The 25,744-nt window shown below is 61.1% G+C and carries 14 protein-coding genes and 1 pseudogene; 9 read left to right on the forward strand and 6 right to left on the reverse strand.

The features are described 5' to 3' along the window. Nucleotides 1-54: 54 nt before the first annotated feature. Nucleotides 55-831, forward strand: a complete 777-nt coding sequence (locus ACCQ09_RS04000) for a polysaccharide deacetylase family protein (RefSeq protein ID WP_228427761.1) — start codon at nucleotides 55-57, stop codon at nucleotides 829-831. Between the two features lie 368 nt (nucleotides 832-1,199). Here the strand turns inward: ACCQ09_RS04000 and ACCQ09_RS04005 are convergent, their stop codons facing one another. Genes ACCQ09_RS04005 through ACCQ09_RS04015 form a run of 3 tightly spaced genes read right to left on the reverse strand, consistent with a single transcriptional unit; the run spans nucleotide 1,200 to nucleotide 3,823 of the window. Next, nucleotides 1,200-1,871 (reverse strand): methyltransferase, encoded by a 672-nt coding sequence (locus ACCQ09_RS04005; protein ID WP_011038464.1) that lies wholly within the window; start codon nucleotides 1,869-1,871, stop codon nucleotides 1,200-1,202. A 57-nt stretch (nucleotides 1,872-1,928) separates the two neighbouring features. Then, nucleotides 1,929-2,552 carry an SGNH/GDSL hydrolase family protein gene (locus tag ACCQ09_RS04010; RefSeq protein ID WP_011038463.1) on the reverse strand — a complete coding sequence of 208 codons (624 nt, stop codon included), beginning with the start codon at nucleotides 2,550-2,552 and terminating at the stop codon, nucleotides 1,929-1,931. Continuing rightward, the gene (locus ACCQ09_RS04015) at nucleotides 2,552-3,823 is read right to left on the reverse strand and encodes a pyridoxal phosphate-dependent aminotransferase (protein ID WP_228427759.1); all 1,272 of its coding nucleotides are present in this window, start codon (nucleotides 3,821-3,823) and stop codon (nucleotides 2,552-2,554) included. The genes ACCQ09_RS04010 and ACCQ09_RS04015 overlap by 1 nt, the downstream gene beginning before the upstream one ends. Nucleotides 3,824-4,112: 289 nt before the next feature. On the opposite strand from ACCQ09_RS04015, the gene ACCQ09_RS04020 reads away from it, so the two are divergent. The 8 genes from ACCQ09_RS04020 to ACCQ09_RS04055 all read left to right on the forward strand — a co-directional run bounded on the left by ACCQ09_RS04020 (nucleotide 4,113) and on the right by ACCQ09_RS04055 (nucleotide 20,999). Continuing rightward, on the forward strand, nucleotides 4,113-6,278 hold the full coding sequence (locus ACCQ09_RS04020) for a type I secretion system permease/ATPase (RefSeq protein WP_040940684.1): 2,166 nt from the start codon (nucleotides 4,113-4,115) through the stop codon (nucleotides 6,276-6,278). Then, a complete protein-coding gene (locus tag ACCQ09_RS04025) occupies nucleotides 6,275-7,696 on the forward strand; it encodes an HlyD family type I secretion periplasmic adaptor subunit (protein WP_040940685.1) in 1,422 nt (473 codons plus the stop codon). The genes ACCQ09_RS04020 and ACCQ09_RS04025 overlap by 4 nt, the downstream gene beginning before the upstream one ends. 4 nt (nucleotides 7,697-7,700) lie before the next feature. Then, a complete protein-coding gene (locus tag ACCQ09_RS04030; protein WP_228427757.1) occupies nucleotides 7,701-8,315 on the forward strand; it encodes a hypothetical protein in 615 nt (204 codons plus the stop codon). Between the two features lie 149 nt (nucleotides 8,316-8,464). Beyond that, complete coding sequence (locus tag ACCQ09_RS04035) at nucleotides 8,465-9,034, forward strand: hypothetical protein (RefSeq protein ID WP_228427755.1); 570 nt, start codon at nucleotides 8,465-8,467, stop codon at nucleotides 9,032-9,034. 29 nt (nucleotides 9,035-9,063) lie between these two features. Beyond that, entirely contained in the window at nucleotides 9,064-17,601 is an 8,538-nt protein-coding gene (locus ACCQ09_RS04040; protein WP_228427753.1) for a Tle-like phospholipase domain-containing protein, read from the forward strand. A gap of 261 nt (nucleotides 17,602-17,862) precedes the next feature. Continuing rightward, nucleotides 17,863-18,954 carry a ribosome small subunit-dependent GTPase A gene (gene rsgA, locus ACCQ09_RS04045; RefSeq protein WP_040940687.1) on the forward strand — a complete coding sequence of 364 codons (1,092 nt, stop codon included), beginning with the start codon at nucleotides 17,863-17,865 and terminating at the stop codon, nucleotides 18,952-18,954. After that, nucleotides 18,954-20,216: a flavohemoglobin expression-modulating QEGLA motif protein gene (locus tag ACCQ09_RS04050; protein WP_014508918.1), complete on the forward strand. Its 1,263-nt coding sequence runs from the start codon at nucleotides 18,954-18,956 to the stop codon at nucleotides 20,214-20,216. The genes rsgA and ACCQ09_RS04050 overlap by 1 nt, the downstream gene beginning before the upstream one ends. Before the next feature lie 102 nt (nucleotides 20,217-20,318). Beyond that, nucleotides 20,319-20,999 (forward strand): type 1 glutamine amidotransferase domain-containing protein, encoded by a 681-nt coding sequence (locus ACCQ09_RS04055; RefSeq protein WP_040940688.1) that lies wholly within the window; start codon nucleotides 20,319-20,321, stop codon nucleotides 20,997-20,999. Nucleotides 21,000-21,274: 275 nt separating this feature from the next. Here the strand turns inward: ACCQ09_RS04055 and ACCQ09_RS04060 are convergent, their stop codons facing one another. The 3 genes and pseudogenes from ACCQ09_RS04060 to ACCQ09_RS04070 form a co-directional block, all read right to left on the reverse strand. Further along, nucleotides 21,275-21,445, reverse strand: a complete 171-nt coding sequence (locus ACCQ09_RS04060) for a hypothetical protein (protein WP_487007440.1) — start codon at nucleotides 21,443-21,445, stop codon at nucleotides 21,275-21,277. After that, nucleotides 21,418-23,197: pseudogene (locus tag ACCQ09_RS04065) on the reverse strand (alpha-amylase family protein); the annotation flags it as partial. The gene ACCQ09_RS04060 and the pseudogene ACCQ09_RS04065, both read right to left, overlap by 28 nt. Before the next feature lie 36 nt (nucleotides 23,198-23,233). Beyond that, nucleotides 23,234-25,690, reverse strand: a complete 2,457-nt coding sequence (locus ACCQ09_RS04070) for a TonB-dependent receptor (RefSeq protein WP_227971840.1) — start codon at nucleotides 25,688-25,690, stop codon at nucleotides 23,234-23,236. Between the last annotated feature and the right edge of the window lie 54 nt (nucleotides 25,691-25,744).

Below are 25,744 nucleotides of genomic sequence, written 5' to 3' on the forward strand. Positions count from 1 at the left end.
ACTTCGGTCAGATCGTGGAGGCCGACCATTCTACGCCCCGTGGCATCATGAGGCATGACCACGCTGGAAACGCTGTATCGCATCCCCTCGCGCCCGTACCGCTGGGTCGGCTGGCTGGCCGTCTCGCAGCTGGCCGTGGCGCTGCTGTGGTGGCGGTTGGGCTGGGCCTGGGGGCTGCCAGCGTTGCTGCTCTCGCATGCATTGTTCGTTGCGCCGGTGTTCTTGCCGCGCGCACGCCTGTACGCGCCGGTGGTGTCGCGTTTGCCCGGGCAGGGGCCGCAGGTGTGGCTGACCATCGACGATGGCCCTTCCGACGACACCGTGGCCATGCTCGACCTGCTCGATGCGCACCGCGCCAGCGCCACCTTCTTCGTGGTGGGCGAACGCGCCGCACAGCGGCCTGAACTGGTGCGCGAAATCGTGCGCCGCGGCCATGGCATCGGCAATCACAGCCACAGCCATCCGCAGGCCTGGTTCTGGGCGCTGGGCCCGCGCCGCATGGCGCGCGAGATCGGCGACGCGCAACAGGCGCTGGCGGACATCACCGGCCAGCCACCTCGGCTGTACCGCTCGGTGGTAGGCATGACCAACCCATTCGTTGCGGCCGCGCTGCGTGAGCACGGCCTGACACGCGTGGCCTGGAGTGCACGCGGCTTCGACGGCGTGCGCTGCGAACCCGACACCACAGTGGCGCGCATCGTGCGCAGCCTTGACCCGGGCGCCATCGTGCTGCTGCACGAAGGCGCCGCGCACGGCCACAACGTCACCATCCTGCGCGGCGTGCTTGAGGCGATGCAGGCGCGTGGGTTGGTCGCGCGGCGCCCGGATTGACGGCGCGGCTGTGTTGCAAATCCGTTCTCGCGGAACACGGCGACGCATGCGCAAGGCGTGCGCAGTGCCATTCATGACGGCGCTGTTCGGCCGACGTCTGATGGAGCTGAGTTTGCAGGTCACGTCATGGGGGAGGCGATCGCATGCTTCGGCAATGCATTTTCGGCGGCAGCTCCAAGGCCCTGGCCGATGGCATTTGAAAATGCATTCTTCCTTACGGAAGCCGTAGCAGGCCGACGTCCATCGCTACGTACTGCGTCAGCACGAAAGATGCGACGCAACCGGATACGCACAAGAGCGCACGATTTTCCATTGAGAACGTGCCGCTCGCCGATCCCCGCAACGCAGCGGGGGACCGGCAGCACGGCTCAGCGCGGCTCGGCCACGATCAGCCAGTTGTTGAATGGCGTGTTGCCGTAGAGCGGCGCAAACGTCGCGCGCAGGCCGGCGGCATCCAGTTGCGCCTGCAGGCTGTCGCGGGTGGGATAGCTGCGCGGCATGCGCTGCATCCAGCCGCTCAGGTGCGCCAGCACGTCGGTGACACGGCTGGTGCGGCCACGGCCGCTGTCATCGCCCAGCGCGCTGCGGATGACCAGTTTGGCGCCCGGCGTCAGCATCTGCGCCACGTTGTGCAGCAGGCTGGCCTGCATGTCGGCCTGCAGATACTGCAGCACGTCCAGGATGGTGACGCTGCCACTGTGTTGCGGCCACGCCACACTCAGATCGACCACGGCGAATTGCGTATTGCCCAACGCCGAGCGCTGCGCGATGTGCTGCGCGCGGCGGATCTTGGACGCATCCACATCCACGCCGTGATACCCCAGCGTCTGGCCATCGGCGCGCAATGCATGGGCCAGCAGCCCAAGCCCGCAGCCCAGGTCCAGCACCGGCGCGGTGGTGCTGCGTAGCTCTGCCAATACGCCGGGATACAGCGGGTCGGTGCGCAGCTTGGCCTGCGTGTAGTAGTAGTCGTAGCGGTTACCCAACGGATGCGGCGGCAGAAATGCGCGTGCGATCGCCAGCGCCTGCGGGCGGCTCATGGGTTGGGTGGCGGTGGTGTGCAATGTCGGTCCTTGGCAGTGAGGCGTCTAACGCGGCTAGCTGAGTGCGTCGCGCGCGGCGGGCAGCGCCAGCGCAGTCCAGCGCGCATACATCGCACCGGACGGATGCAGGCCATCATCGACGAGCATGTCCGGTGCATCGCCGCCGTCGCGGCTGGTGGCGGTGATGTCGATGAAGCGCACCGCGCGTGCCGCGCAGCGTTCGGCGGCCACCGTGTTGAATGCATCGATCTGTGCGGCGATCAGGGCCGCATCGCGTCCTTGTGCGCGCGCGAATGGGGTCAGCCCCCAATCGGGAATCGACAGCACCACCACGCGTTCGGGACGCGCATCGGCAAAGCCAATCGCGCGCAGCAATAAATCGTCGAACTCGGCGCGGTAGGCGTCCAGCGTGCGCTCGCGGTACTGATTGTTGACCCCGATCAACAGGCTCACCAGATCGAACGGGCCCTGCGGCGCGGCCGCGTCGATCCCGGCCTGCAACTCGTCGGTGGTCCAGCCGGTGGTGGCGATCAGTTGCGGCGCTGCCACCGGCCAGCCATAGGCCCGCAGGCCTTCGGCCAGTTGCTCCGGCCAGCGCTGCTCGGCGGCGACGCCCTCGCCGATGGTGTAGGAGTCGCCCAGCGCCAGATAGCGCCGCGGCAGGCCGACCGCCGCCATCACGCCACGCTGCGCGACTTGAGCGGCACGACCTTGGTCACCGCCTCTGCACGTCGCGTCAGGGCGCGATCGATGCGCGCAAACACATCGCGCATCACCGCAGCTTCGGGCATCAGCGTCACGCGGAAATGGTGGCGATACGGCACGTTGAAGCTGGAGCCCGGCACCACCAGCACGCCTTCGTCGTTCATCAGATCCAGCGCGAAGGTGTGGTCGTCGAAAGCACGCGCCGCCGGCCCCACCACTGCCGGGAACGCATACAGCGCGCCGGCCGGTGCAACCAACGACAGATGTGAGCTGGCCGCGCATGCTTCGATCACCGCGCGGCGGGTCTCGTACAGGCGTCCACCCGGCGCGCACAGCGCCGAGATGGTGTCCGGCCCGTTGACTGCCGCGTCGATTGCATACTGGCCCGGCACATTCGCGCACAGGCGCAGCGCGCCGAGCAGGTCCATGGCGTTGCGCAGATCGTTGATGCGCGATTGCTCACCGGACAACAGCGCCCAACCCACCCGCCAGCCGCAGGCGCGGTGCACCTTGCTCAGCCCGCTGAAGGTGATGCACGGGTGCTCGCCAGCCAGCGGTGCCACCGGCACAAACGCCGCACCGTCATACAGCACCTGGTCGTAGATCTCGTCCACCATCAACAGCAGGTTGTGCTTGACCGCGATGGCGACGATGCGCTCCAGCAACTCGCGCGAATAACTGGCGCCGCTGGGGTTGTTCGGATTGATCAGCACGATGGCGCGCGTGCGCGACGACACCAGTGTCTCGATTTCCACCGGGTCCGGCTGGAAGCCATTCTCCGGCGCGCAGCGGTAATACACCGGGCGGCCGTCGTTGAGGATGGTGGCCGCCGACCACAGCGGGTAATCGGGCGAGGGCACCAGCACTTCGTCGCCGGGGTTCAGCAGGGCGCGCAGTGACAGGTCGATCAGTTCGCTGACGCCGTTGCCGATAAAGATCCGGTCCGGATGTGCATCCGGATGCTGGCGGCGCGCATACGCGGCCGCGATCGCCTCGCGTGCTTCCGGCAGGCCCTGCTGATGCGTATAGGGATCGGTGCGGCCCATGTCGTCGGCAATCGCACGCTGCAGATGCTCCGGCGCACGGAACCCGAATGCACCGGGGTTACCGATATTGAGCTTGATCAGCTTGCGGCCCTGCGCCTCCAGCTCCCGCGCTCGCCGCGCCAGTTCGCCCCGGATCTCGTAGCGGACTTCGGACAGGCGCTCGCGGATGGCGAGCGGCTTTTGCAGGGCGGTGGACATACGGCAGGCCGGTTGTAGGCGTGAGACTTGGCATGGTAGCGGAAATATGACAGGCGGACATGCTTGCATCGGCAACGATGTCAAGGGGCTGGTCGGACGTCGGCGGCTGATTAGGGATCAGGTCCTGGTTACAGGTGTACACGATCAAGTGGCGGCGTCTCAGCTTGGGAGACGCTTGATTGAGAAGATTGATCGAAGTCGAGGAGTCGGCTGATTGACAGCTTCTTAACATCTCCAGATTCTATTCCATCACTTGAGCCCGGCTTGGGCTCTACAGCAAGGAACGCGTATGTCAGGGGGAAGTGCGTCGCTCTCGTTGCTCGAGGGCGGCTCGTCGGTGCAAGACCGACCGGATCTGGGACTACAGGGGCTGGTCCTGCTAGCGCAATTTCATGGGGTTGCCGCCGACGCAGTGCAACTGGCGCATGGGTTTGGCCGAGGCGGGGAGCCGTTCAACGAAACCACGTTGCTGCTGGCCGCCAAGCAGTTGGGGCTGAAAGCCAAAGTCGTTGCCCAGCCGGCCGCACGGATCGGCATGGCCGCCTTACCGGCCCTGGCCCTGGTGCCGGATGGCGAAGCCTTTATCGTCGCCAAGGTCGGTGCGGACCAGATCCTGATCCACGATCTGGTCGAAAAGCGGCCGCGCTCCATCTCGCCTGCCGAGTTCGAAGCGCGTTACCAGGGGCGATTGTTGCAGGTGGCCTCGCGGGCTTCGGTGCTCGGCGACCTGGCCAAGTTCGACTTCAGCTGGTTCATTCCGGCAGTGGTCAAGTACCGCAAGTTGATGATCGAGGTTTTTATCGTCTCGTTCTTCATCCAGCTGTTCGCGCTGATCACGCCACTGTTCTATCAAGTGGTGATGGACAAGGTGCTGGTGCACAACGGCCTGACAACTTTGGACGTCATCGCAATTGGTCTGGTTTCGATGGCGGTGTTCGATGTGTTGCTATCGGGCCTGCGCACCTATGTCTTCGCCCACACCACCAGCAAGATCGATGTGGAACTGGGTGCACGCTTGTTCCGGCACGTGTTGTCGCTGCCGCTGGCGTACTTCGAATCGCGGCGGGTAGGCGACACCATCGCGCGTGTCCGCGAGCTAGAGAATATCCGCAACTTCCTGACCGGGCAGGCGCTGACCTCGGTACTGGACCTGTTCTTTACGGTGGTCTTCTTGTCGGTGATGTTCTGGTACAGCGGTTGGCTGACCTTGATCGTGGTGCTGTCGTTGCCGCTGTATGCCACGATCTCGGGACTGATTACCCCGGTGCTGCGCCAGCGTTTGAACGACAAGTTCGCGCGTGGCGCAGACAACCAGTCCTTCCTGGCGGAAACGGTCAGCGGCATCGGCACGGTCAAGGCTATGGCAGTGGATCCGCGCGTGACCCGCACCTGGGACAACCAGCTGGCCGGCTATGTCAGTGCCGGTTTCAACGTCACCCGCATTGCAACGCTGGGCCAGCAGGGCGTGCAGTTGGTGCAGAAGCTCACCGCTGTCGCGGTGCTGTTCTGGGGCGCCAAGTTGGTGATGGAAGGCAAGCTGTCGATCGGCCAGTTGATCGCCTTCAACATGCTGTCGGGCCAGGTTACTGCGCCGATCATCCGGCTGGCTCAGTTGTGGCAGGACTTCCAGCAGGTCGGTATCTCGGTCGAGCGGCTGGGCGACATCCTCAATACGCGCACCGAGGTTCCGGGCAGCCGCCTGGCACTGCCGCCGATCCGTGGGCAGGTGACGTTCGAGCGGGTCACGTTTCGCTACCGGCCGGATGCCCCCGAGGTGCTCAACGGGATAGAGCTGGACATTCGCCCAGGCGAAATCATCGGCATCGTCGGCCGTTCCGGATCCGGCAAGAGCACGCTGACCAAGCTGGTGCAGCGGCTCTATACACCGGAGCGCGGGCGGGTGCTGATCGATGGCCAGGACCTGGCGCTGGCCGATCCGGCCTGGCTGCGCCGTCAGCTGGGCGTGGTGCTGCAGGAAAACTTCCTGTTCAACCGCAGCGTGCGCGAAAACATCGCCTTGACCGATCCCGGCATGCCGCTGGAGCGGGTGATCCATGCGGCCAAGCTGGCTGGCGCCCACGACTTCATTCTGGAACTGCCGGAAGGCTACGACACCAAGGTTGGCGAGCACGGCACCGGTTTGTCTGGCGGGCAGCGCCAGCGCATTGCGATCGCGCGCGCTCTGATCGGCGATCCGCGCATCTTGATTCTCGACGAAGCCACCAGTGCGCTCGACTACGAGTCGGAGCATGCAGTGATGAGCAATATGCGCGCGATCTGCAAGGGGCGCACCGTGCTGATCATCGCGCATCGCCTTTCCACCGTGCGGCAGGCAAATCGCATCGTCGTGGTGGAGAAGGGACGCATCATCGAGAGCGGCTCGCATGCCGAGCTGGTCGACCGGCCGGAAGGCCAGTACGCGCATCTATACAGACTGCAACAGGGGACACCATGAAGCACCTGCTCCAGGGATGGCGCGATTTCTTTCTCCGCTATTTCAAGATCTTCAAATCGGCCTGGGCGGTGCGCCGCCAGCTCGACCCGCCCGCGCGCAGCGCCGACGAGCGCGCGTTCCTGCCCGCGCATCTCGAACTGACCGAAACGCCTGTCTCGCCCACCGCGCGCTGGACGATGCGCATCATCATCGGCTTCTTCTGTGCCGCGCTGCTGTGGGCGTGCCTGGGCAAGCTCGATATCGTCGCCGTGGCGCCGGGCAAGACCGTGGTCGATTCGCGTACCAAGGTGGTGCAGACCGTAGAAACTGCGGTGGTGCGCAGGATCCTGGTGCGCGACGGACAGGCAGTGAAGAAAGGCCAGTTGCTGGTCGAACTCGATGCCACCGCCACCGGGGCCGAGTTTGCCCAGGCAGGCGACGCCCTGGTCAACGCTCGGCTGGCCGCGCTACGCCAGGCAGCGTTGGCGACCGCCATTGCGACCGGGCAGCCACCGCAGCTCGGTCCCGCTCCGGATCTTCCCGCAGAACGCGTGGCTAGCGAGCAGCAATTGGTCAGCAGTCAATTCGACGCATTCCAGGCGCGCCGACACAATCTGCAAGCCAGCATCGCCCAACGCCAGGCCGAACTGCAGACCACCCAGGACGCGATCGAACCGCTTGCCGAATCCGCACGCATTTCGAAAGTGCGCGCAGAAGACTACGGCCGCCTGGTCGAAGGCAAGTACGTGGGCCGCCACGACTATCTGCTGCGAGAACAGGAACGCATCGCCGCAGAAAGCCAGCTCGCCACACAGCGCAATCGCCTGCAGGAAATCCGCTCGGCGATCAGCGCGGCGCAGGAAGAGTTGCGCGTGCTTGTCACCGACACACGCCAGCAGGCACTGGATGCCTTGCGCCAGGCAAGCGAGCAGGCCGGCCAGCTGACCCAGGACGTCGCCAAGACCGGGCAGCGCGACAAGCTGATGGCGCTGCACGCACCCGTTGACGGTACGATCCAGCAGCTCGCCGTCCACACCGTAGGCGGTGTGGTCACGCCCGCACAGCCGTTACTCGTCGTAGTGCCGGCCGAAGAAGCACTGGAGGTCGAAGTCACTGTTCTGAACAAGGACATCGGCTTCATGCGCCCGGGCCAACCGGTTACCGTCAAGATAGATAGCTTCCCCTACACCCGCTACGGCTATCTGACCGGCACGGTCGCCAGCGTCTCCCACGACGCCGCGCAGGACGAAAAACTCGGGTTGGTATTCCCCGCGCGCATCAAATTGAACGGCAGCACGCTGGAGATCGATGGGGTCAAGGTGCGGATGAGTGCCGGGATGAGCTTGAGTGCGGAAGTGAAGACAGGCAAGCGGCGGGTGATTGATTATTTGTTGAGTCCCTTACGAATGCATGGCTCGGAATCCTTGAGAGAGAGATGAATGTATGAAACTGCTGATGCTCGTCGGTTTGGCCTTGGTCATGACGTTTTCGTCTGGCTGCAAGCAAAAGATGAAGTGGGAGAAACAGGTCTGGTTGGATGAGGGCCGATTTGTAGAGGTGGAGCATCAGGCAGAAGGGACGATTGATTTCCCAAATTCTTCGTCAATCGTCACGCGCCATCAAGAATTTAGATACGACCCTTTGCAAGTGTTCTGGGAGAACGAAGGAGCAGCGCAAGTAAAGTCTTTTTACATCGCTGGCAGCGATGCATATCTCGTTACAACTGCCGGGAAAAGTCGCGATAAGTTCTGCATGGGAAGACGTCAAGGCGAATTTCTTTTGAATGTCTTGCGCTGGCGCAATGGGAAGGTGCAAGAGATCGACCAGCACGAAGCACCCCTAGATAAGATGCGGATGAATCTTTCCGGGAATGCGCACTGGATCCTTCGTAAGGATGGCTGGGCGGGGGGGCGCAATACTTGTCATGGAAAGAAATTGCGAGAGTCACCGGGCAATTTGACGACCAGCCGCCAAGGTCGGTCTCTGATTTCTATACTAGAACACCAAACCTATCTTGTAATTAAGGAGGGGCGAAGTGATTTGGCTAGGCTGCTGTAACCAATGAAGTGCATCCACGCAATGCAGCGGGCATTGCGTGGATGCACTTTCGCTGGACCGGTGTGAGTGCTGGTTAATTTAAAAAAAAGAAGTAATCAACGAGGTGCGACGCGATGAAGATGTGTAGGTGGGCGATGGTTGCTGGGCTGATGTCTGCCGCCTTGTTGAGCGGTTGCAGCAACAAAGACACAATGCGCTGGAAAGAGCAGGTGTGGCTCAGCGATGGGCGGCGCATTGATGTGGATCGATATTCAGTAGCTCTGAAGAGTGGCTTTCCCAACTCGAACGATGGGCCCCCTATTTATCAGGAAATCACCTATGCACCATTGGGTGTGCACTGGTCAACCAAGGGTGCCGGTATGGAAGGGGCAACTAGCCTGCGATCTTTCGATGTTATCCAAGGTGACGCGTATCTGGTTGTGTATGCTGATGAAAATGCTGAAAAGTTTTGTGTCGGCAAGCCTCCGGGTTCCTATCTGATCAATGTCTATCGCTGGCGCAAGGGTGTGATGCAGAAGATTGATCAGCATGAAGCGCCTATCGAGCGCATGGGTATCAATCTGTCGGGAACCGGGAATTGGGGCTTTCGTCATGCTAACAAACCTGTGACCTATCTGTCTTGGGATGATATTGCTTATGTGACAAGGCAGCCCAGTTCCGGCCCTCCAAAACTGATTTCCGACTTTTACAAGAAGCGCGATTACGCGGTTTGTAAATAAATACCTAAAAATTAAAAGGATGATATGCCATGGATTTTAGCAAGGCACAGCTTGATTATGCATTGTTGGCGGCGAATGTGTATGGAGCTAAATCAAGTGTCAGAACCGAGCTGAATACGCTTCAGCTTCCGGATGGTTGGGCCCAGATCGCTGAATCGGTATCCGTGACAGGGTTCATGGCCCGGGCCTACAGGAACGTAGCTACCGGCGAGGTGGTCGTTTCGTATGCAGGAACGACCAACGAAGAAGGAGCGACGGTGAACGACTGGCTGTCGGGCAATATTCCGGCGGGCCTGGGGACAATCTCTCAGTCATTAGAGGCGACCGTCTTCTATCTGGAGGTCCTTAAGCTGCAAAATGTAGATCCGGCCAAGACCAGTTTTACCGGCCATTCTCTCGGTGGTGGCCTTGCTTCGTTGATGGCAGTCTATTTCGATAAGAAGGCAATCGTCTTCGATCAAGCGCCATTCGAGTTGTCAGCGGCTTCATTTACGTACGAGGCATATGAAACTATATTGGAAATTGCTGGGTATGATATCCCGCAGTCGTTCCGAGATTACGATCAGCTTGAGTACAACGCGCGGAAAGCCAATGTGCAGCAGATCGTGGTTGCGGGAGAGGTGCTTAGCTACGTAACTGACAATGCATTCAAGATAAATAATGGAAGTCCGCTTCTATTAGATCCCCAGGCAGAAGATCTCTTTGGATGGGGCGGTGGAATCGTTTCTGATTTCTTGAAGGCCGTCAATCTGCATTCGATGACACTGCTTGCGGGTTTCATGAATTCCGATGAATTCTTTCAGGCTTCAAGAAATTACAAGGAGCTGCTGCCAAGAATATTCGAGGGCGCTTACAAGAATATCGCTCCAACAAGTCGTGATGATAGCACTTTGCTTGAATTGCTCGTGCAACGGCAGTTGGCGGGGGAGAGGTCTCTCGATTTGATTGCGGCTGACTTGAAGAAAATTGCTGCGACGAACTTGCGTGGAGCTGAAAATTCATTTGTGATCCATGAAAATGGTGTTGAAAAAGAGATTAATTTGGCTGGTGCTTTGGTAGACGTTCTGCTAGCCGGGATGTATCAACAAGCAGATGGTAGATCGCCAGGAAGAGGATTCACCGGTCGGCTCACCGAAGTTCTGGCGCGTAGTTACGGCTACATCAGTTTCGATGCGGAAGCACTCGGTGACCAGAAGAAGGTCGGCATCGAATCACTCAGCCAATATGTCTCTGCAAGAACACAAAACCTTGCCCTCGATACGAATCTTCTGGAGCGTGCACGCTGGGGCGTTCAGGATGGCGCCGCCATGCACTACGTCGGTTCCGATTTCGACGTGCGCTCGGACGTGGTGGTGGCTCTACACGGCAACAACACCATCGCAGTTGGTGGCGGCGACGATCTGGTCTTGGGCGGCAACGGCGACGACGATATCAGTGGTGGATCGGGCGATGATCTCCTGTACGGTGGCGCAGGATTAGACACATACCGCTTTTTTACCAACGAATCCCTTCTAGTCAATACAGATCGCATCTACGACAGCGGCGGCGATGGCGCTGTGTATGTCGACAACGTAGCAGTGACGGCAGGTGTCCGCCTGACGGAGACGACCTGGGCCGATTCCACCGGTAACTTGCGATTGACCCTGATTGCAGACCCGGTCAATAGATTAATGATCACCAATCTGCTCAGTGGCGACACAATCCATGTTGAGCGATGGCAGAACGGGCAGTTGGGCATCTCGCTGGGTGGAGAAATTGCGGTTGTCTCGACATCGGCAATGAGCGATGAGGCCGATGCTTTCGGCGATGCCCGCTTAAATGCGGGGGATGACCGGGTATCCGGACTAGGCGGCAACGATGGCCTGAGCGGCGGACTCGGTAACGATCACCTTGAAGGCGGTCGAGGTGACGACCTGATTGCTGGCGGTGCCGGAGACGACGTGCTCCTGGGTGGGGATGGCAACGACGTCATCCTTGACAATTCGGGGTATCCGGATCTGCGCGAGCTCGACAATGCGGCTGTCGATGAAAACGGAAAGACGGAGCTGCAACGCTTTGAGGAAGAGGTCGCGACATTTGGCGCTACTGTCGTTGCCAAGGGGCGAAATTGGTTTGTCCAGATGGACAGCGCCGGGAAACTCATCGTGCATGCCCGTCAATGGCTCTCCGGTGGCGATGCTGTGGGTGGCAACGATGTGATCGACGGCGGCGGCGGCAATGACGTCATTTACGCTGGCGAAGGCAGAGATGTTGTCTTGGGTGGTGCGGGCAACGATGAGTTGAATGGAGGGCAGGACAACGATGTTGTCAACGGCGGGGAAGGAAACGATCTAATTGTCGGCGATGTCAGCGACTCAACCTTAGAGTCTTTGTATCTAGGACAGGTATCGCCCGGCGCCATAGAGGGAGGCAGCGACACACTCAGTGGGGATGCTGGCGACGACCGGATTTACGGTTACGGTGGTAGCGATCGTCTGTTTGGTGGCGATGGCAACGACCTCCTGTTCGGCTTTGGAAAGCCGGGCGCTCAGGAGATACAGGGAGAGGAAAACGATTACCTTGATGGCGGCGAGGGCGACGATCAGATCGATGCGGGTGGCGGTAACGACGTCGTCTATGGTGGTGCGGGTGCCGATACGCTGCTTGGCGATAATCTCAACGTCGGCCTGTCTCTGCATGGAGACGACTGGATCGATGGCGGCGAAGGCGACGACTACATCGCGGGTTTTGGCGGTGCCGATACGCTCTATGGCGGTACGGGCAATGACACCATCGCCGGCGATGACGTGAACCTTGTGGGCAGTGCGCATGGCGATGATCGGATCGATGGTGGTTCAGGCACGGATACGATCTTCGGTCTTGGTGGGAAGGACACGATTTTTGGTGGTGACGGTGACGACCTGCTGTATGGGGACGCGGATGCATCCCAGCTGGCACTGAGCTATCACGGCGATGATGAGATCACTGGCGGATCGGGAAACGACAGCATCTGGGGCGGCGGCGGTGCCGACAGAATTTTTGGGGGCGCAGGTCGCGACGAGATCTCGGGTGGCGAAGGCGACGACCAAATGGCGGGCGGCCTGGAGAACGACAAACTCTGGGGTGACAGTGGCGACGACCGGCTCGACGGCGGAGACGGCGAGGATCTGCTTTCCGGTGGTATCGGTGCAGATGTGCTGATCGGTGGAGCGGGAGACGATCAGTTGGCGGGTGGGGCGGGAGACGACTCACTGATAGGAGGCGAGGGCGGCGATCTGCTCAATGGCGACGACGGTGCGGACCGGTTATACGGTCAAGCGGGTGATGATCAACTCGCCGGCAACGCTGGCGACGACGTCATTGACGGCGGCGCAGGCAACGATATCGTCAATGGCAATGACGGCAACGATCGATTGTCCGGCGGCGATGGTGTGGACTCGATCTCCGGCAATGCGGGGGACGACCACATTTCAGGAGACGGCGGTGGGGACACGTTATACGGGAACGAAGGCGCCGACACACTCTATGGTGGCGAGGGCAACGATACCCTGGTCGGCGGCATCGGCAACGATGTCCTCGAAGGGGGGGCTGGCGCCAATACCTATCTCTTTGATCGGGGGTTTGGCAGTGATATCGCTCGACTGACTACCGGGAGCACGGACACTATTAGGCTGATCGGCGGAATCGCCAGCAATGAGTTGGTCTTCTCTCGTACCGGTGATGATCTGTTGGTCGCCGTTGTCCAGAGTAGCGATCAATTGCTCGTCTCCGGCTTCTTTTCTGCAGGAGCCAACGCCAAATTGCTTGCGGCAGACGGGCGCAGCTTTGATCGTTCCACATTTGATAATCCGTTCTTCTATGCAACGCCCTCTTCGGGTGGTAGCGGAGACGATGCATTGGATGGAGGAGACGGAGCGGACCGGCTGTATGGCGGTGCCGGGAGCGACACCATCCAAGCTGGTGGTGGCGACGATTTCCTTGATGGTGGCGCCGGTAACGATATCCTGATCGGAGGTGTCGGGAACGATGTGATGGTGGGCGGTGCCGGTGATGATGTTTATCGCATTTCCTGGAGATCGGGTGTGGATACGATCTCCGGCCTGGATAAAACGGACGCTGGCGTCGACAGGGTCGTTCTGGAGGAAGGCATCACCTCGTCTCGCATCAGTAATTACCAGGTTTCAGGAAACAATCTGTTTATTATGATCGGGAGTTCTAGTGGAACGATCGAAAACGTCATTCAGTTGGAAGGATTCCTCGCCGCTGGCGCCCCTCAGCATGTAATCGAGTTTGCGGACGGCAAGCAGCTGACTGCCGCAGATTTCAATCTGCGGTGGTGGTCAGGTAACGCAGGGGGCGATAATTACACGGGTGGATTCGCACCGGAGCAGATCTCTGGCGGCTTAGGCAACGATACTTTGTCGGGTGGAGCAGGAAACGACAGTATCGCCGGGGATGCCGGGGACGATGTGTTGGATGGCGGTATTGGCGATGATGATCTTTACGATGGCGAAGGTGCCGACGTCGTCTATGGTGGTAGTGGTGCCGACAATTTCTATATCACGCGGGATGGTTCGCTTGATCGATTTATCGGTGGGGAAGGAGATGATAGGTACTATTGGAATCATAATCTCACTGGCTCCGTAAATATCCCGGCGACGAACACCGTAGAAATCGAAGAATATGCTAATGGTGGCACTGACACGGTATATAGTAATTATTACAATGTAAATCTTGGAGCGAACATCGAGAATTTGGTGGCCACGGGAGCGTCGTTCTGGTATATGAACGTGCCGAGTATGCTTGTGGGCAATGAGCTGGATAACCGGATAAGTCTCAATTGGAAGGTTGGCTTTGGCGGTCTGCGCTATCGCAAGTATCTTCTCGATGGCGGTGTCGGTAACGACATTTTAATGGGTGCCGATAGCGACGACACGTACGTGGTCGATAGTTTGAATGATGTTATCATCGAGCAAGTCACCGACTATAACTCCAATGATACGGTGAGGGCTGGATTCTCCTATTCCATCTCGGGCCGTCTGGATCTGGAAAATATCGAGTTGGCAGGCTCGTCTGCGACGACTGCGACCGGCAATGGTGGCAACAATCGATTGTCTGGCTCAACGTCGGAAGCTGCAAATACGCTAATCGGCGGTGCGGGCAACGACACCTATTTGGTCGACCTGCTCGATTCTGTCGTAGAGAGCGTTGATGAAGGAGTGGATACCGTCATTGTGATGGCGATTCAGGGTTCGACATGGAGCGGATTTTTCAATGTCCCTGAATGGAGTAATGTCGAGATATTCAGATTCGATGCGAGCATTAGGAGTGGCGCATCGTTGCAAGGGAACTCACAGAATAATATTATTTATGGAAATGCCAATGGTAGCGTCCTTAGCGGCGGTGCGGGCAATGACCTGCTTTATGGTCGTGCAGAAGTTAGAGCGTCGGATGTGTTGTATGGCGGTGATGGGGACGATAAGTTATATGCTTATTTTGGTTACAGCGCTAATTTGAGTGGTGGGCGTGGCAATGATGAAATTAATCTTGGCTATGGAAAGGATAATATCCAATATTCTTTAGGGGACGGAAGCGACATCATCAAGGGGTCTCCTAACAGTGGTGAATGGAACGACGTGCTGGATTTTGCGTCGGATGTTCTTCCGGATGAGGTGGTTTGGTCTAGGAGTGGGAATGACCTGTTGATTAAGATGCTCGCGTCGAGTGATGTCGTGACCATAAGTGGTTATTGGTTCGTCGGCGAAGATGGTAGCGAGCGGTTCGGTGGGACGGTTAAGGAATTTTATTTCCGAGCTGATCAATCAACCCGTCATGGAGATTTGCATCAACTGCCTTTGGTCAACAAGCCACCAGTTGCCAGTATGTTGGTGATGAGCGCGGTGGTGACTGCGGGCGATGAACTGGCTTATACCTTGCCGCAAGGATCATTTACCGATGAATCTAGCGACAGGCTGACATATAACCTGGCTGCAGATGCTCCATCATGGTTGATCATCGATTCCACTACGGGTGCGCTATCCGGAGTCGCGCCCATGGATTCTGCTTCCTCGCTCTATATATCGATTGCCGCGACCGACAGTTGGGGCCAGACTGCAACGGCCAGTATCCAGCTGACAGTGCGGGGCCTGATCGAGGGTACAGTTGCCGACGACGTATTGATTGGAACAGACGCAGGTGAGGATATTCGCGGGCTAGCAGGTAACGATCGCTTGGATGGTAATGGTGGGCAGGATCGTCTGGTCGGTGGTCTTGGTGATGATGTGTACATAGTACGGGCAGGCAACGAAAGCATTGTCGAGCTGCATGGAGAGGGCGAGGATACCGTAGAGACATATGTCGATTATGTTCTGCTTGATGAAGCATCCGGAACGATTGAGCGCGTGGTGCTGGCCGAAGGGAGTGGCGCTTACTCGGTGATCACCGGTGTCGGCACGCAGGTGCTGGTCGGTAATTCCGGCGCGAATCATCTTGACGGAGGGGAAGGTGCGGACACGATGCGAGGGGGCAGCGGTGACGATACATATGTTGTCGATGACATCGGAGACTTGTCGGTAGAAGCGTCTGGTGAAGGCTTTGACACGGTGTACTCAACCATCAGCACTACGCTGGCGGCGAACATCGAGTCTCTTGTTTTGGAAGGCGAGGACGCATTGAGCGGCGACGGTAATGTGCTTGACAACGTGCTTGTCGGTAATGCCTCTGCAAATCGCTTCAATGGCGGTCTTGGTAACGACCGTATGGAAGGTGGTGGCGGAGATGACTTCTATGTAACGGATGCAAGCGGAGATGCGGTGATCGAGGCCGCCGGTCAAGGTTATGACACGATAGAACGATGGTTTGATACTAATCTGATCTTGTCAAACAACGTTGAAAGTTTGATGTTGGCCACAAACGTGGTGACGGGTAACGGGAATTCGTTGGCCAACAAGATTGTGGGAAACGCTTCGGACAACAGGTTGTCTGGGCTTGACGGAAACGATGAATTGCTTGGCATGGATGGCAATGACTCGATGTGGGGTGGTGCTGGCGTTGATCGTTTGTTTGGTGGTCTGGGAGACGACTATCTTGATGGCGGCACAGGCGCCGATTATCTGGAAGGAGGCGCGGGAAATGATGTCTACCTGGTTGATGGTGCTGACGATGTGCTGATTGAGTTGGCCGGAAATGGCACGGATCAAGTGCAGGCATCGGTATCCTACGTAATTTCTGCCAATATCGAGAACGTTTTCCTGTCCGGAACGCAGGTCATCAACGCCACCGGCAATGCATCGGCTAATTATCTTTCAGGTAATACCGCGAACAATATCCTCACCGGGATGGAAGGCAACGACACGTTGATGGGTGGTGCAGGTAACGACACTTTGGTTGGCGGTTCGGGGGATGATGCCTATATGGTCAATGCGACATCTGGCAGTGACATCATCGATAACACTGGCGGTGGTAACGATGGGTTGTTCTTTGCCGATGGCGTGACGCGTGCGAGGTTGTCCTTTGCGCGCGAGGGGAACGATCTATTGGTCAGGATCGATAATGTCGCAACGCCAGCAGCGCGCGTGAAAGATCACTTTCTCGGTGGAGACGCAGCGATCGACTATGTGCAGCCCGATGGCGGCACTTCATTGACGGCTGCGCAGATCAATCAGTTGGTGTCAGGCGGGTCTGGTGTGCAGTACGACCGCACCATCGATGGGACTGCGGCCGCCGATCGGCTTACAGGAAGTGCTGGCAAGGACCTGATGCGTGGGCTGGCAGGTGCAGATCAGTTGTTTGGGCTCGCAGGGGCCGACACCCTACAGGGCGGTGATGGCGACGACATCCTGACTGGCGGTAGCGGCAACGGTACCAGCTCGGGCGATGACCGCCTGGAGGGTGGGGCAGGCAACGATACGCTGACAGGCGAGGATGGAAACGACCAACTGCTTGGCGGCGCAGGCAATGATAAATACATGTACGGCGGTGGTGTCGACACGATCGATAATCGTGGCGGCGGTACCGATTGGCTGCACTTCAATAGCAGCGGCTATAGCGTGGCACGTAGCCGCATCGCATTCCATCGAGATGGCAACGATCTGGTTGTGCGTGTGGATGCAGATGCCAGTAAACAGGTTCGCGTCTCGAATCACTTTCTAGGTGGCGAATATGCGATCGCATACGTACAGCCGGCTGGAGGAAACGCGATTTCCGCGTCTCAGTTCAACAGCTTGCTTGTGCCGATGCCCGCTGCGCGCACCGCAGGGGTGGCGACCACACGTCGTGTAGCAGAGTCCAGTCTGGTCACTGCATCGCCAGCGGCGTCTGAGTCTGGGAGTGGGCTTTCGGAGAGCGTTGTCGGGTTTGATTCCGAAAGCGTTGATGTGCAGACGTCTACCTATGACATCTTCCAGCGTGAAGACTATGCTGTCGCGCGTACGACATCGTCGGCACAGGCGCGGTTGCTGATCGAAGCGCTGAGTGTGTCTGGTGCCGGGATTGCCGGCGCTTCGCTCGCCGATTACGGCAGGGTCGAACCTGGATTGCTTTTTTCGATGCAAACGTCCCGTTTTGATCGTGAAACTGCCTTGCTCTGAAGTTGAATGTGTTAGCAGACAGAGGCCCCGCAGGGGGCTTCTGTCTTTTTTGAGCACCATCGGTTATCGGTTATCGGTTGGGCACGGCAGCGGTTGCTGGCCATCCGTGCGAACGCGTTCATCGTGCAATGCGATCGCTGCGGTAAGTCTTGCTCTGCAGACGGTACAGCGTTCGTTTTTTGCAGGCGTTGTGCCTGCTGCGATTCAGCCCGAACGGACTGTTGGATCGTGATACGCGGCATTCCGCACTAGAATCGCCCCATGAGCAACGCACCCCCCGATTACCCCACCCTCCAATCCATCGGCTGGCCCTGGCCTGGGCCGCCTGAAGAGGCTGCCTGGCAGGCGCTCTTCGCCGTGCATCCGCAGGCGCTGCCGGCGCGGGTGGTGGAGCAGCATCGCACCGGCTATGTGGTGGCCGATACGCCGGAGGCCAGTCTCAAGGCGGAGTCGTTGCCGGAGTGGCAGCGGCCGCGCTTTCCTAGCCATGAGCGGGCGGCGGTGGGCGATTGGGTGCTGATGGACGGCAAGCGCATCGTGGCCTTGCTGCCGCGGCGCACTTCGATCAAGCGCGGTGCGGCCGGCGAGCATTACCACCAGCAGGTGATCGCGGCCAATATCGATACGGTGTTCATCGTGTGCGGGCTGGATGCGGACTTCAATCCGCGCCGCATCGAGCGCTATCTGTTGCTGGTCGGCGGCGGCGGTGCCGAACCGGTGGTGGTACTGACCAAGGCCGACCAGACCGAGTACGCCGACGACGCGTTGGCTGTGCTGGAAGAATTGGCCGCGCAAGACATCCCGCTGCTCACGGTCAATGCCAAGGATCCGGACAGCGTGGCGGCGCTGCGTCCGTGGCTGGGCGATGGCCGCACCGCAGTGCTGGTGGGCTCGTCGGGCGCCGGCAAGTCGACGCTGACCAACACCTTGCTCGGCACGGAACGAATGAAGACCAATGCGGTGCGCGAGAACGATTCGCGCGGCCGGCATACCACCACGCACCGTGCATTGATTCCGTTGCCATCCGGTGCCTGCCTGATCGATACGCCCGGTATGCGCGAGCTCAAGCCCACCGGTGAAGAAGATCTGGCCGAGGGCGGTTTCTCCGATGTGGAGGCCTTGGCAGCGCAATGCCGCTTCAACGATTGCGCGCATATCGCCGAACCCGGTTGTGCGGTGCGTGCGGCGATCGAGGCCGATCAGCTGGACCCGGAGCGCGTGGCCAACTACATGAAGCTGCGCGTAGAAGTGGCCAGTGCAGCTGAAAAACTCGCCACCCGTGTTGCGCAGAATAATCGTGGCAAGGGCTCGGGCAAGCGGCCTGCCAGCGTCGATCGTCCCGGACGGCGCTGATGCCATCGCGCAAGGGGCCGCCGGACATCGTCCACCACGCGGCGCTGGATGCGCGTCTGGTCAAGGCGGTGCGCGGGGTCAAATTGCTCGCCTTGGCGAGCTGGCCGCGCTCGCTGCAGGAGCCCTTCCTGCAGAGCGTGGCGCGCGGGCAGCCAGAGCTGCCGCAGGTGGAGTACCCGGTACTGGATTTTGGCGATACCCGGCGCGAGCTGGCCGTCATTGCGAAGGCCGCCGACCCGCAGCATCCGCTCGGCGCGTATTTGATCGATTCGGCGCATAGCTGGGGGCTGGCGGCCGGTTTGCTGGAATCGCTGGGCACCGCAGCGGTGAGTGATTACTCGGCACAGCTGTTTGGTGTGCCGGACGACCCGATGCCGGGCAATGGGCCGAGCACGCGCGAGGCTGCGCGGCACTTCATCCAGATCGCGCAGGAGCTGGACCGTGAATTGCTGGCGCCGGAAGAACAGGTGCCGGTGTCGGCGACGGCCTTGCGCATGCAACTGCAGAACGATCTGGATGCGTTTTTCGAAGGCCGCGTGATCACCGTGACGCTGGACCCGGACCTGCTGGCCAAGGCCGCGGCCGGTGCGCACCGCATCCGGCTGCGTAGCGGCGCAACCTTCAGCGATTACGATCGCGCGCAGTTGTTCCATCACGAAGCATTGGTGCACTCGCTCACGGCGCTCAACGGGCGTGCGCAGGTGCACCTGCCCAGCCTGGGGATTTCTTCGCCACGCACCACCGCCACGCAGGAAGGCCTGGCGACCTTTGCCGAGCAGATCACCGGCAGCATCGACATCGAACGCATGAAGCGCATCAGCCTGCGCATCGAAGCGATTGCGATGGCGCGCTCCGGTGCCGATTTCATCGAGATCTTTCGCTATTTCACCGAGAGCGGGCAAAGCCCGCCGGAAAGTTTTTCCTCCGCGCAGCGCGTGTTCCGCGGCGTGCCGACCAGCGGTGGCGGTGCCTTCACCAAGGACACGGTGTACCTTCGCGGGCTGGTGGCGGTGCACACGTTCTTCCGGCATGCCTTGCAGCGCGATCAGTTGCAGCGCTGCCGGTATTTGTTCGCCGGCAAGATGGCGCTGGGCGATGTGGCGCGCTTTGCGCCGCTGTTCGAAAGCGGTGTGCTGGTGGCGCCACGCTGGCTGCCGCCGTGGGTGAGCCGTGTCAGCGGGCTGGCCGGCATGCTGGCGTTCTCGTTGTTTGCCAACCGCATCCGCATGGATCAGCTGCAGCCGCCGGCGATGAATGTCTGAACCGTGCGCGCGGCGCCCACGCGCTCTACACGGCGCTGCAACGGGCTGAACCGCAGACTGGCCGCCTTGCCCGAGTCAGGGGCGATAACCCAAGGCAATCCAATGAATGTTCTGATGGTGCTCACCTCCCACGACCAGCTGGGCGATACCGGCAAGAAGACCGGCTTCTGGCTGGAAGAATTCGCCGCGCCGTACTACGTGTTCAAGGACGCAGGCGCGCAGATCACCCTGGTCTCGCCGAAGGGCGGCCAGCCGCCGCTGGACCCGAAGAGTGACGAGCCCGACGCGCAGACCGAGGCGACCAAGCGCTTCAAGCAGGATCCAGAAGCCCAGCAGGCGCTGGCAAGCACGCAGCGCCTGGCCGACATCAAGGCAGATGCGTTCGATGTGCTGTTCTATCCGGGTGGTCATGGCCCGCTGTGGGATCTGGCCGAAGACGCGCACTCGATCGCGCTGATCGAAGCGTTCGCCACTGCCAACAAGCCACATGGTCTGGTCTGCCACGCACCGGGCGCGCTGCGTCGGGTCAAGGGCGCCGACGGCAAGCCGCTGGTCAATGGCCGCCGCGTTACCGGCTTCACCAATGGCGAAGAGGAAGGCGTGGGTCTGACCAAGATCGTGCCGTTCCTGGTGGAAGACGTGCTGATCGAGCTCGGCGGCCAGTATGAAAAGGGCGCCGACTGGGGCGTGCATGTGGTCACCGACGGCATGCTGGTGACTGGCCAGAATCCGGCTTCGTCCGAGAAGACTGCGGAAACGCTGTTGAGCCTGGGCAAGCGCTGAGATGCAGCTGCTGGCGCGTTAACGCGCCAGCAGCTGCATCTCATTTGTGCGGCGGCGCGGTCGTCGGGTCGAGCATATGCGATGAGAAAAAGCACGCCCTGACCGGCGTGCTTTTTTATTGCCGATGTACACGCTGCGATGCAGCGTTGGCTGGGTGCGAAACCGCGTCGTATGGCGAAGCGCGGGCGTCGAGTCGGCGAGGCACTCCAGTACCTCGCGCATCAAGCATCGACACGCGACGCGCACCGCGGCCGCTTTGCCGAGTGCGGTCTAGATCAACCCATGATTAAACGACGCTGCAACCAGCGCACGCCATAGGCCGGAAGCAACAGCTCCGTACACGGCGCAGGCAAATCACCAGTGCCGTCGGTGTCCAGCACAGCCCATTGCGCATGTCCGGCCTGGGTGAGATCCACCGGCAGTGGCACTTCGCTGAAATTGTGCACCGCCAGGAAGCTGTCGCCACGCGTCAGCGCGAATAGCCGTGCGTCACCGAGGGCGACGCTGCCCAGCGATTGCGTGGCAGCCAGCGCAGGCAGGCCCGCACGCAGCCGGATCAATGCACGCAAGCGCGTGTACACCGTACCTGCCAAGGTGGCGGGGTCATGCCGCTGCGCGGCCAGCTCCCACGCCATCGCCGGGCGATGCAGCCAGCGTCCTTCGTGGCGCCGCTGCGCATCGTCCAGGTAGGCGGTGTCGTTGGGCAGTGCCAGCTCGTCGCCCATGTAGATCAGCGGAACACCCGGCATCGCCAGCGACACGGCGTACAGCAACACCAGGCGGTCCACCGCACGGGCGGCCGCCGCCGCATCGGCGTGTTCGTGCGCAGCCTGCACGCCCACCAATGCCGCGCTCATGCCATTGGTGCCGTGTACGCCATCGCCGCTGCTCTGGAAACTTTCGCCGCGCGCGTAACTGCCGGGCACGGCGTTGGCGTAGAACTGCGCCACCTCGCGCAGCGAGAACGGAGGCTGCGCGGCAGTGCCTGCGGCCTCGTGCTGCAACACGTTCCAGCCGATGTCGTCATGGCAGCGCACGTAGCTGAGCCAGGCGCAGTTGGGCGGCAGCGGTGGGCTATGCGCGATCACGTCCTGCAGGATGTCGCCGCGTTGCAGGGCCAGCGCTGACCAGCCAGCCGCCATCAGCGTGCTGTGATAGGCCAGGTTACACTCGTGCCCGCGCTGCACGCCGCTGCCGAAGTAGGGCGGCAGTTCCGCCATCGGCACGATGGCTTCGGCCTTCATCACCACCGAGGGCGCCACGATGTCGGCCACGGCACGCAATGCCACCAAGATGGTGTGTGCCTCGGGCTGGTTCATGCAGTTGGTGCCCGGGCGTTTCCACAGGTAGGCCGTGGAATCGAGCCGGAACGCTTCCACGCCCAGATTGGCCAGCTCCAGCATCGCCAAGGCCATCTCGCCGAACACCGCCGGGTTGCTCCAGTTCAAATCCCATTGATAGGGATAGAACGTAGTCCACATCCACTGCCGGGTCTCGTCCACCCAGGTGAAGTTGCCGGGCGCGGTCTGCGGGAACACTTGCACCAGGGTGGTGTCGTACTGGTCCGGTGCGTTGCGGTCGGCGAAGTGATGGTAGTAGTCGAGATAACGCGTATCGCCAGCGCGTGCAGCCAGTGCCCAGGCGTGGTCGTCGGCGGTGTGGTTGAGCACGAAATCTGCGCACAGGCTGATGTTGGCCGCGCGCAGGCGTGCGGTGAGTGCGACCAGATCGTCGTTGCTGCCCAGGGCCGGCTCCACCTGGCCGTAATCGCTGACCGCAAAACCGCCGTCGTTGTCGCCGGCGCGTGCGCGCAGGAATGGCAGCAGGTGCAGATACCGCACGCCCAGTTCCTGCAGATACGGAACGCGCTCGGCAACACCGCGCAGCGTGCCGGCAAAACGGTCCACGTAGGCGCTGTAGCCCAGCATGTCCTGCTGGCCGAACCAGCCCGGTGCGCGGCTGTCGTCGAGGTGCCGCAAGGCCGCTGGCCGCGCCTGCGCGACCACGCCCAGTGCACTCAGCCACTGTGGCAACCAGCTGGCGTAGTCGGCACGGGCGCCGTAGAGCGTGGACAGCGCGTCGAGCAGGCGCGGGGCATGCGTATCGAAACGCGCCAGTGTTGCTGCGGCAGTGGACGGATCCAGTGCGGCGGCGACGCTGGCGCGCAGTGCAGCGGCGTCGATGGGGGAGGAAGCGATCATGGGGAAAGCCGGGCAGGGCCCGGCGCGGGTCCTTTAGAAGTCGTAGCGCAGGCTGAGGCTGGTGGTGCGGCCGGCAATCGAACGTGCGCGGATGATGCCGTTGGCCGGAATCGTGGCTTCCTCGGCTTCGGTCAGCCCGAACGTGTTGAACAGGTTGTTGACGTTCAACGCGACGGTGAGCGCATCGGTGATGCGGTAGTCGCCGAACAGGTTCACCTGCGTGTAGCCGGGCATCTTCAGCTGGTTGGAATCCTGCGTGTAGGCCTCGGTGGTGCCGATCAGGTTCACGCCGAACTGGTAGCCGTCGCCGCGGTAGCTCGGGGTGAGCTGCCACACGAAGTCGGCCTGGCGACGCGGCACGTTGCCGGTGTTCTCCGGGGTGATCTGGTCCCTGGCGATTTCTGCATCGGTCCAGGTCACGCCGCCGTTGACGGTGAAGCCCTCGTAGCGGTAGCTGGCTTCCAGTTCGATGCCGTGCGCCTTGTAGCTACGGTTGAAGAAGCGCTGGCTGGTGACTTCGAAGTTCTGCTCCTGGGTGCGCGCGGCAAACGCGGTGGCAAACAGGCTCAGGCCGTCGCGGCGCCACTTCAGGCCGGCTTCGGTCTGCCGCACCACGTTCACCGCTTCATCGGAGGTCACCGAGCCATCGTCGCGGATCACGCCGAACAGCAAGCGGTCGGCATTGGCGCGTGCGCCACGGCTGACGCGTGCGAATGCGCCCAGGTCGTCGTTGATCAGGTAATTGCCGCCCAATGAGTACGACAGGTAATTCCAGTCGTAGTCCACTGGCCGCGCATTGGCGGTGTCCACGGTGGCCACGCGCTGCTCCACCGGCTGGATCACGCCATCGCCGTTGACGTCCAGGTTCTGCGCGATGGCGGTGCCGGAGTAGTTGCCGCGCGCATCGCCCATGTCGTAGCGCAGGCTGCCGTCGATGCTGAGCTTGCCGCTGTCGAAGGTGAGCGCCACGTACGGTGCGTTGACGTCGTAGCGCACGTCGTAGCTGCGGGTGATGCAGCAATCGCCCCAGAACGGCGTGCCGTAGGCGTACAGGCCGTTCAGCGAGCGCGACACGCCTGCGGCGTCGACCACATTGAGCAGGCGCGAGTCGCGGCCCAGGCTCTGCACGTAGGAGTTCCAGGTCCAGTCCATGTCGATGGTCTGGCGCGAGGTGTAGTAGCCCATGCGCAGGTTGAGGGTGCGGCCGTCACCGCCGAACTCGCGCGAGAGGCTGAGGTCGTTGGTGACATTGCCCAGATCGTTGATGGCGACATTGAACAGATGCGTGCGGATGGCCGTGCCGGTGTAGGCCTGGCCGGCATTGGCGCCACCGGCTTCCACCAGCTGCGCGCCGGCGCCGCCGATGGACGATGCCAGTGCGGCGGCATCGGTGACTTCGGCCGGGAACGGGCTGACGAAGCGGCCGCTGTTGTCGGCGATGCGGAATTTATCGCTCAGGTTCCAGCCATTGCCCAGGTCGAACCAGGCTTCGGCGCCGATGGTGCGGGAGATCGGGTGCATGCCGTCGCCCAGGTCGGTGCGGCGCGGCTGGTTGTTGCCATCCAGGCCGACATCGGTGCGGAAATTACGGCTGTACAAGGTGTCGTTGCCGGGATCGAAACCGGGGAAGCCGCCCAGGTCCGGCGAGCCGTCGCGGCCACGCACCGAGGTGGGCACCGGCAAATAGCCGGCGGCACGGTCGTTGAGGTATTTGCCGTACACACGCACGTAGCCGTTCTCGAACAGGCGGGTGAGGTTGGCCTTGAGTTGGCCGCCCTTGTCGGTGGTGTAGCCGGCATCGCGCACACCGTCGCCCTGGCGGAAGAAGCCGCCGATGTTGAACTGCCAGTGCTCGGCAAACGGCGCGCCGTAATTGAAGTCGATGCGGGTGTTGTCGTAGTCCAGGCCGCGACTGACGCCGACGCTGCCGCCTTCGGTGTCGCCGGTCTTGCTGATGAAGTTGATGATGCCGCCGGGCGCATTGCTGGTAAACGTCGAGGCCGAACCGCCGCGGATCGCTTCGATGCGATCCATCGTGAAATCCGAGCGCAGGAAGATATCGGCGTTGCCGAAGGCGATATCGCCGAACTCCATCACCGGCAGGCCGTCTTCCTGCAGCTGCAGGAACTTGGCGCCGCCGGAAGCCACGGGGAGGCCGCGCACGGCGATATTGGCATTGCCTTCGCCGCCGCTGGACTCGGAGCGGATACCGGGAATGTTGCGGAAGATTTCTGCAGTGCTGCGCGGGGCCGATTGCTCGATCGCCTCCGCACCCACGGTGCTGACCGACACGCTGGACTTGAGCTTGGTGGTGGCGGTGGAGGTGCCGGTGACGAACACCGAGTCCAGGTTGACCGCGGCGCTGTCGGCGGCCGGCGGGGTGGCGGGTGCGGGCGGGGTGGCGTCCTGGGCCAGCGCGAGCGGCGCGCACAGGCAGGTGGTGACCGCGCAGGCCAAAGCGTGCAGGCGCAGGGTGTGCAAGGTGGACATCGCGATTCTCTCTCTCACGGGTGGTGGTGTGTCGACGCCCTGCGTCGTCCCCTC

Origin of the sequence: Xanthomonas sp. NCPPB 2586 (genome assembly GCF_041475775.2) — a bacterium.
Lineage (GTDB): Bacteria > Pseudomonadota > Gammaproteobacteria > Xanthomonadales > Xanthomonadaceae > Xanthomonas > Xanthomonas campestris.

What these genes read in the sequence shown, in the direction of transcription:
- ACCQ09_RS04000 (WP_228427761.1), top strand. Translation starts at nt 55, where the DNA reads ATGACCACGCTGGAAACGCTGTATCGCATCCCCTCGCGCCCGTACCGC.
- ACCQ09_RS04005 (WP_011038464.1), bottom strand. Translation starts at nt 1,871, where the DNA reads ATGAGCCGCCCGCAGGCGCTGGCGATCGCACGCGCATTTCTGCCGCCG.
- ACCQ09_RS04010 (WP_011038463.1), bottom strand. Translation starts at nt 2,552, where the DNA reads ATGGCGGCGGTCGGCCTGCCGCGGCGCTATCTGGCGCTGGGCGACTCC.
- ACCQ09_RS04015 (WP_228427759.1), bottom strand. Translation starts at nt 3,823, where the DNA reads ATGTCCACCGCCCTGCAAAAGCCGCTCGCCATCCGCGAGCGCCTGTCC.
- ACCQ09_RS04020 (WP_040940684.1), top strand. Translation starts at nt 4,113, where the DNA reads ATGTCAGGGGGAAGTGCGTCGCTCTCGTTGCTCGAGGGCGGCTCGTCG.
- ACCQ09_RS04025 (WP_040940685.1), top strand. Translation starts at nt 6,275, where the DNA reads ATGAAGCACCTGCTCCAGGGATGGCGCGATTTCTTTCTCCGCTATTTC.
- ACCQ09_RS04030 (WP_228427757.1), top strand. Translation starts at nt 7,701, where the DNA reads ATGAAACTGCTGATGCTCGTCGGTTTGGCCTTGGTCATGACGTTTTCG.
- ACCQ09_RS04035 (WP_228427755.1), top strand. Translation starts at nt 8,465, where the DNA reads ATGTCTGCCGCCTTGTTGAGCGGTTGCAGCAACAAAGACACAATGCGC.
- ACCQ09_RS04040 (WP_228427753.1), top strand. Translation starts at nt 9,064, where the DNA reads ATGGATTTTAGCAAGGCACAGCTTGATTATGCATTGTTGGCGGCGAAT.
- rsgA (WP_040940687.1), top strand. Translation starts at nt 17,863, where the DNA reads ATGAGCAACGCACCCCCCGATTACCCCACCCTCCAATCCATCGGCTGG.
- ACCQ09_RS04050 (WP_014508918.1), top strand. Translation starts at nt 18,954, where the DNA reads ATGCCATCGCGCAAGGGGCCGCCGGACATCGTCCACCACGCGGCGCTG.
- ACCQ09_RS04055 (WP_040940688.1), top strand. Translation starts at nt 20,319, where the DNA reads ATGAATGTTCTGATGGTGCTCACCTCCCACGACCAGCTGGGCGATACC.
- ACCQ09_RS04070 (WP_227971840.1), bottom strand. Translation starts at nt 25,690, where the DNA reads ATGTCCACCTTGCACACCCTGCGCCTGCACGCTTTGGCCTGCGCGGTC.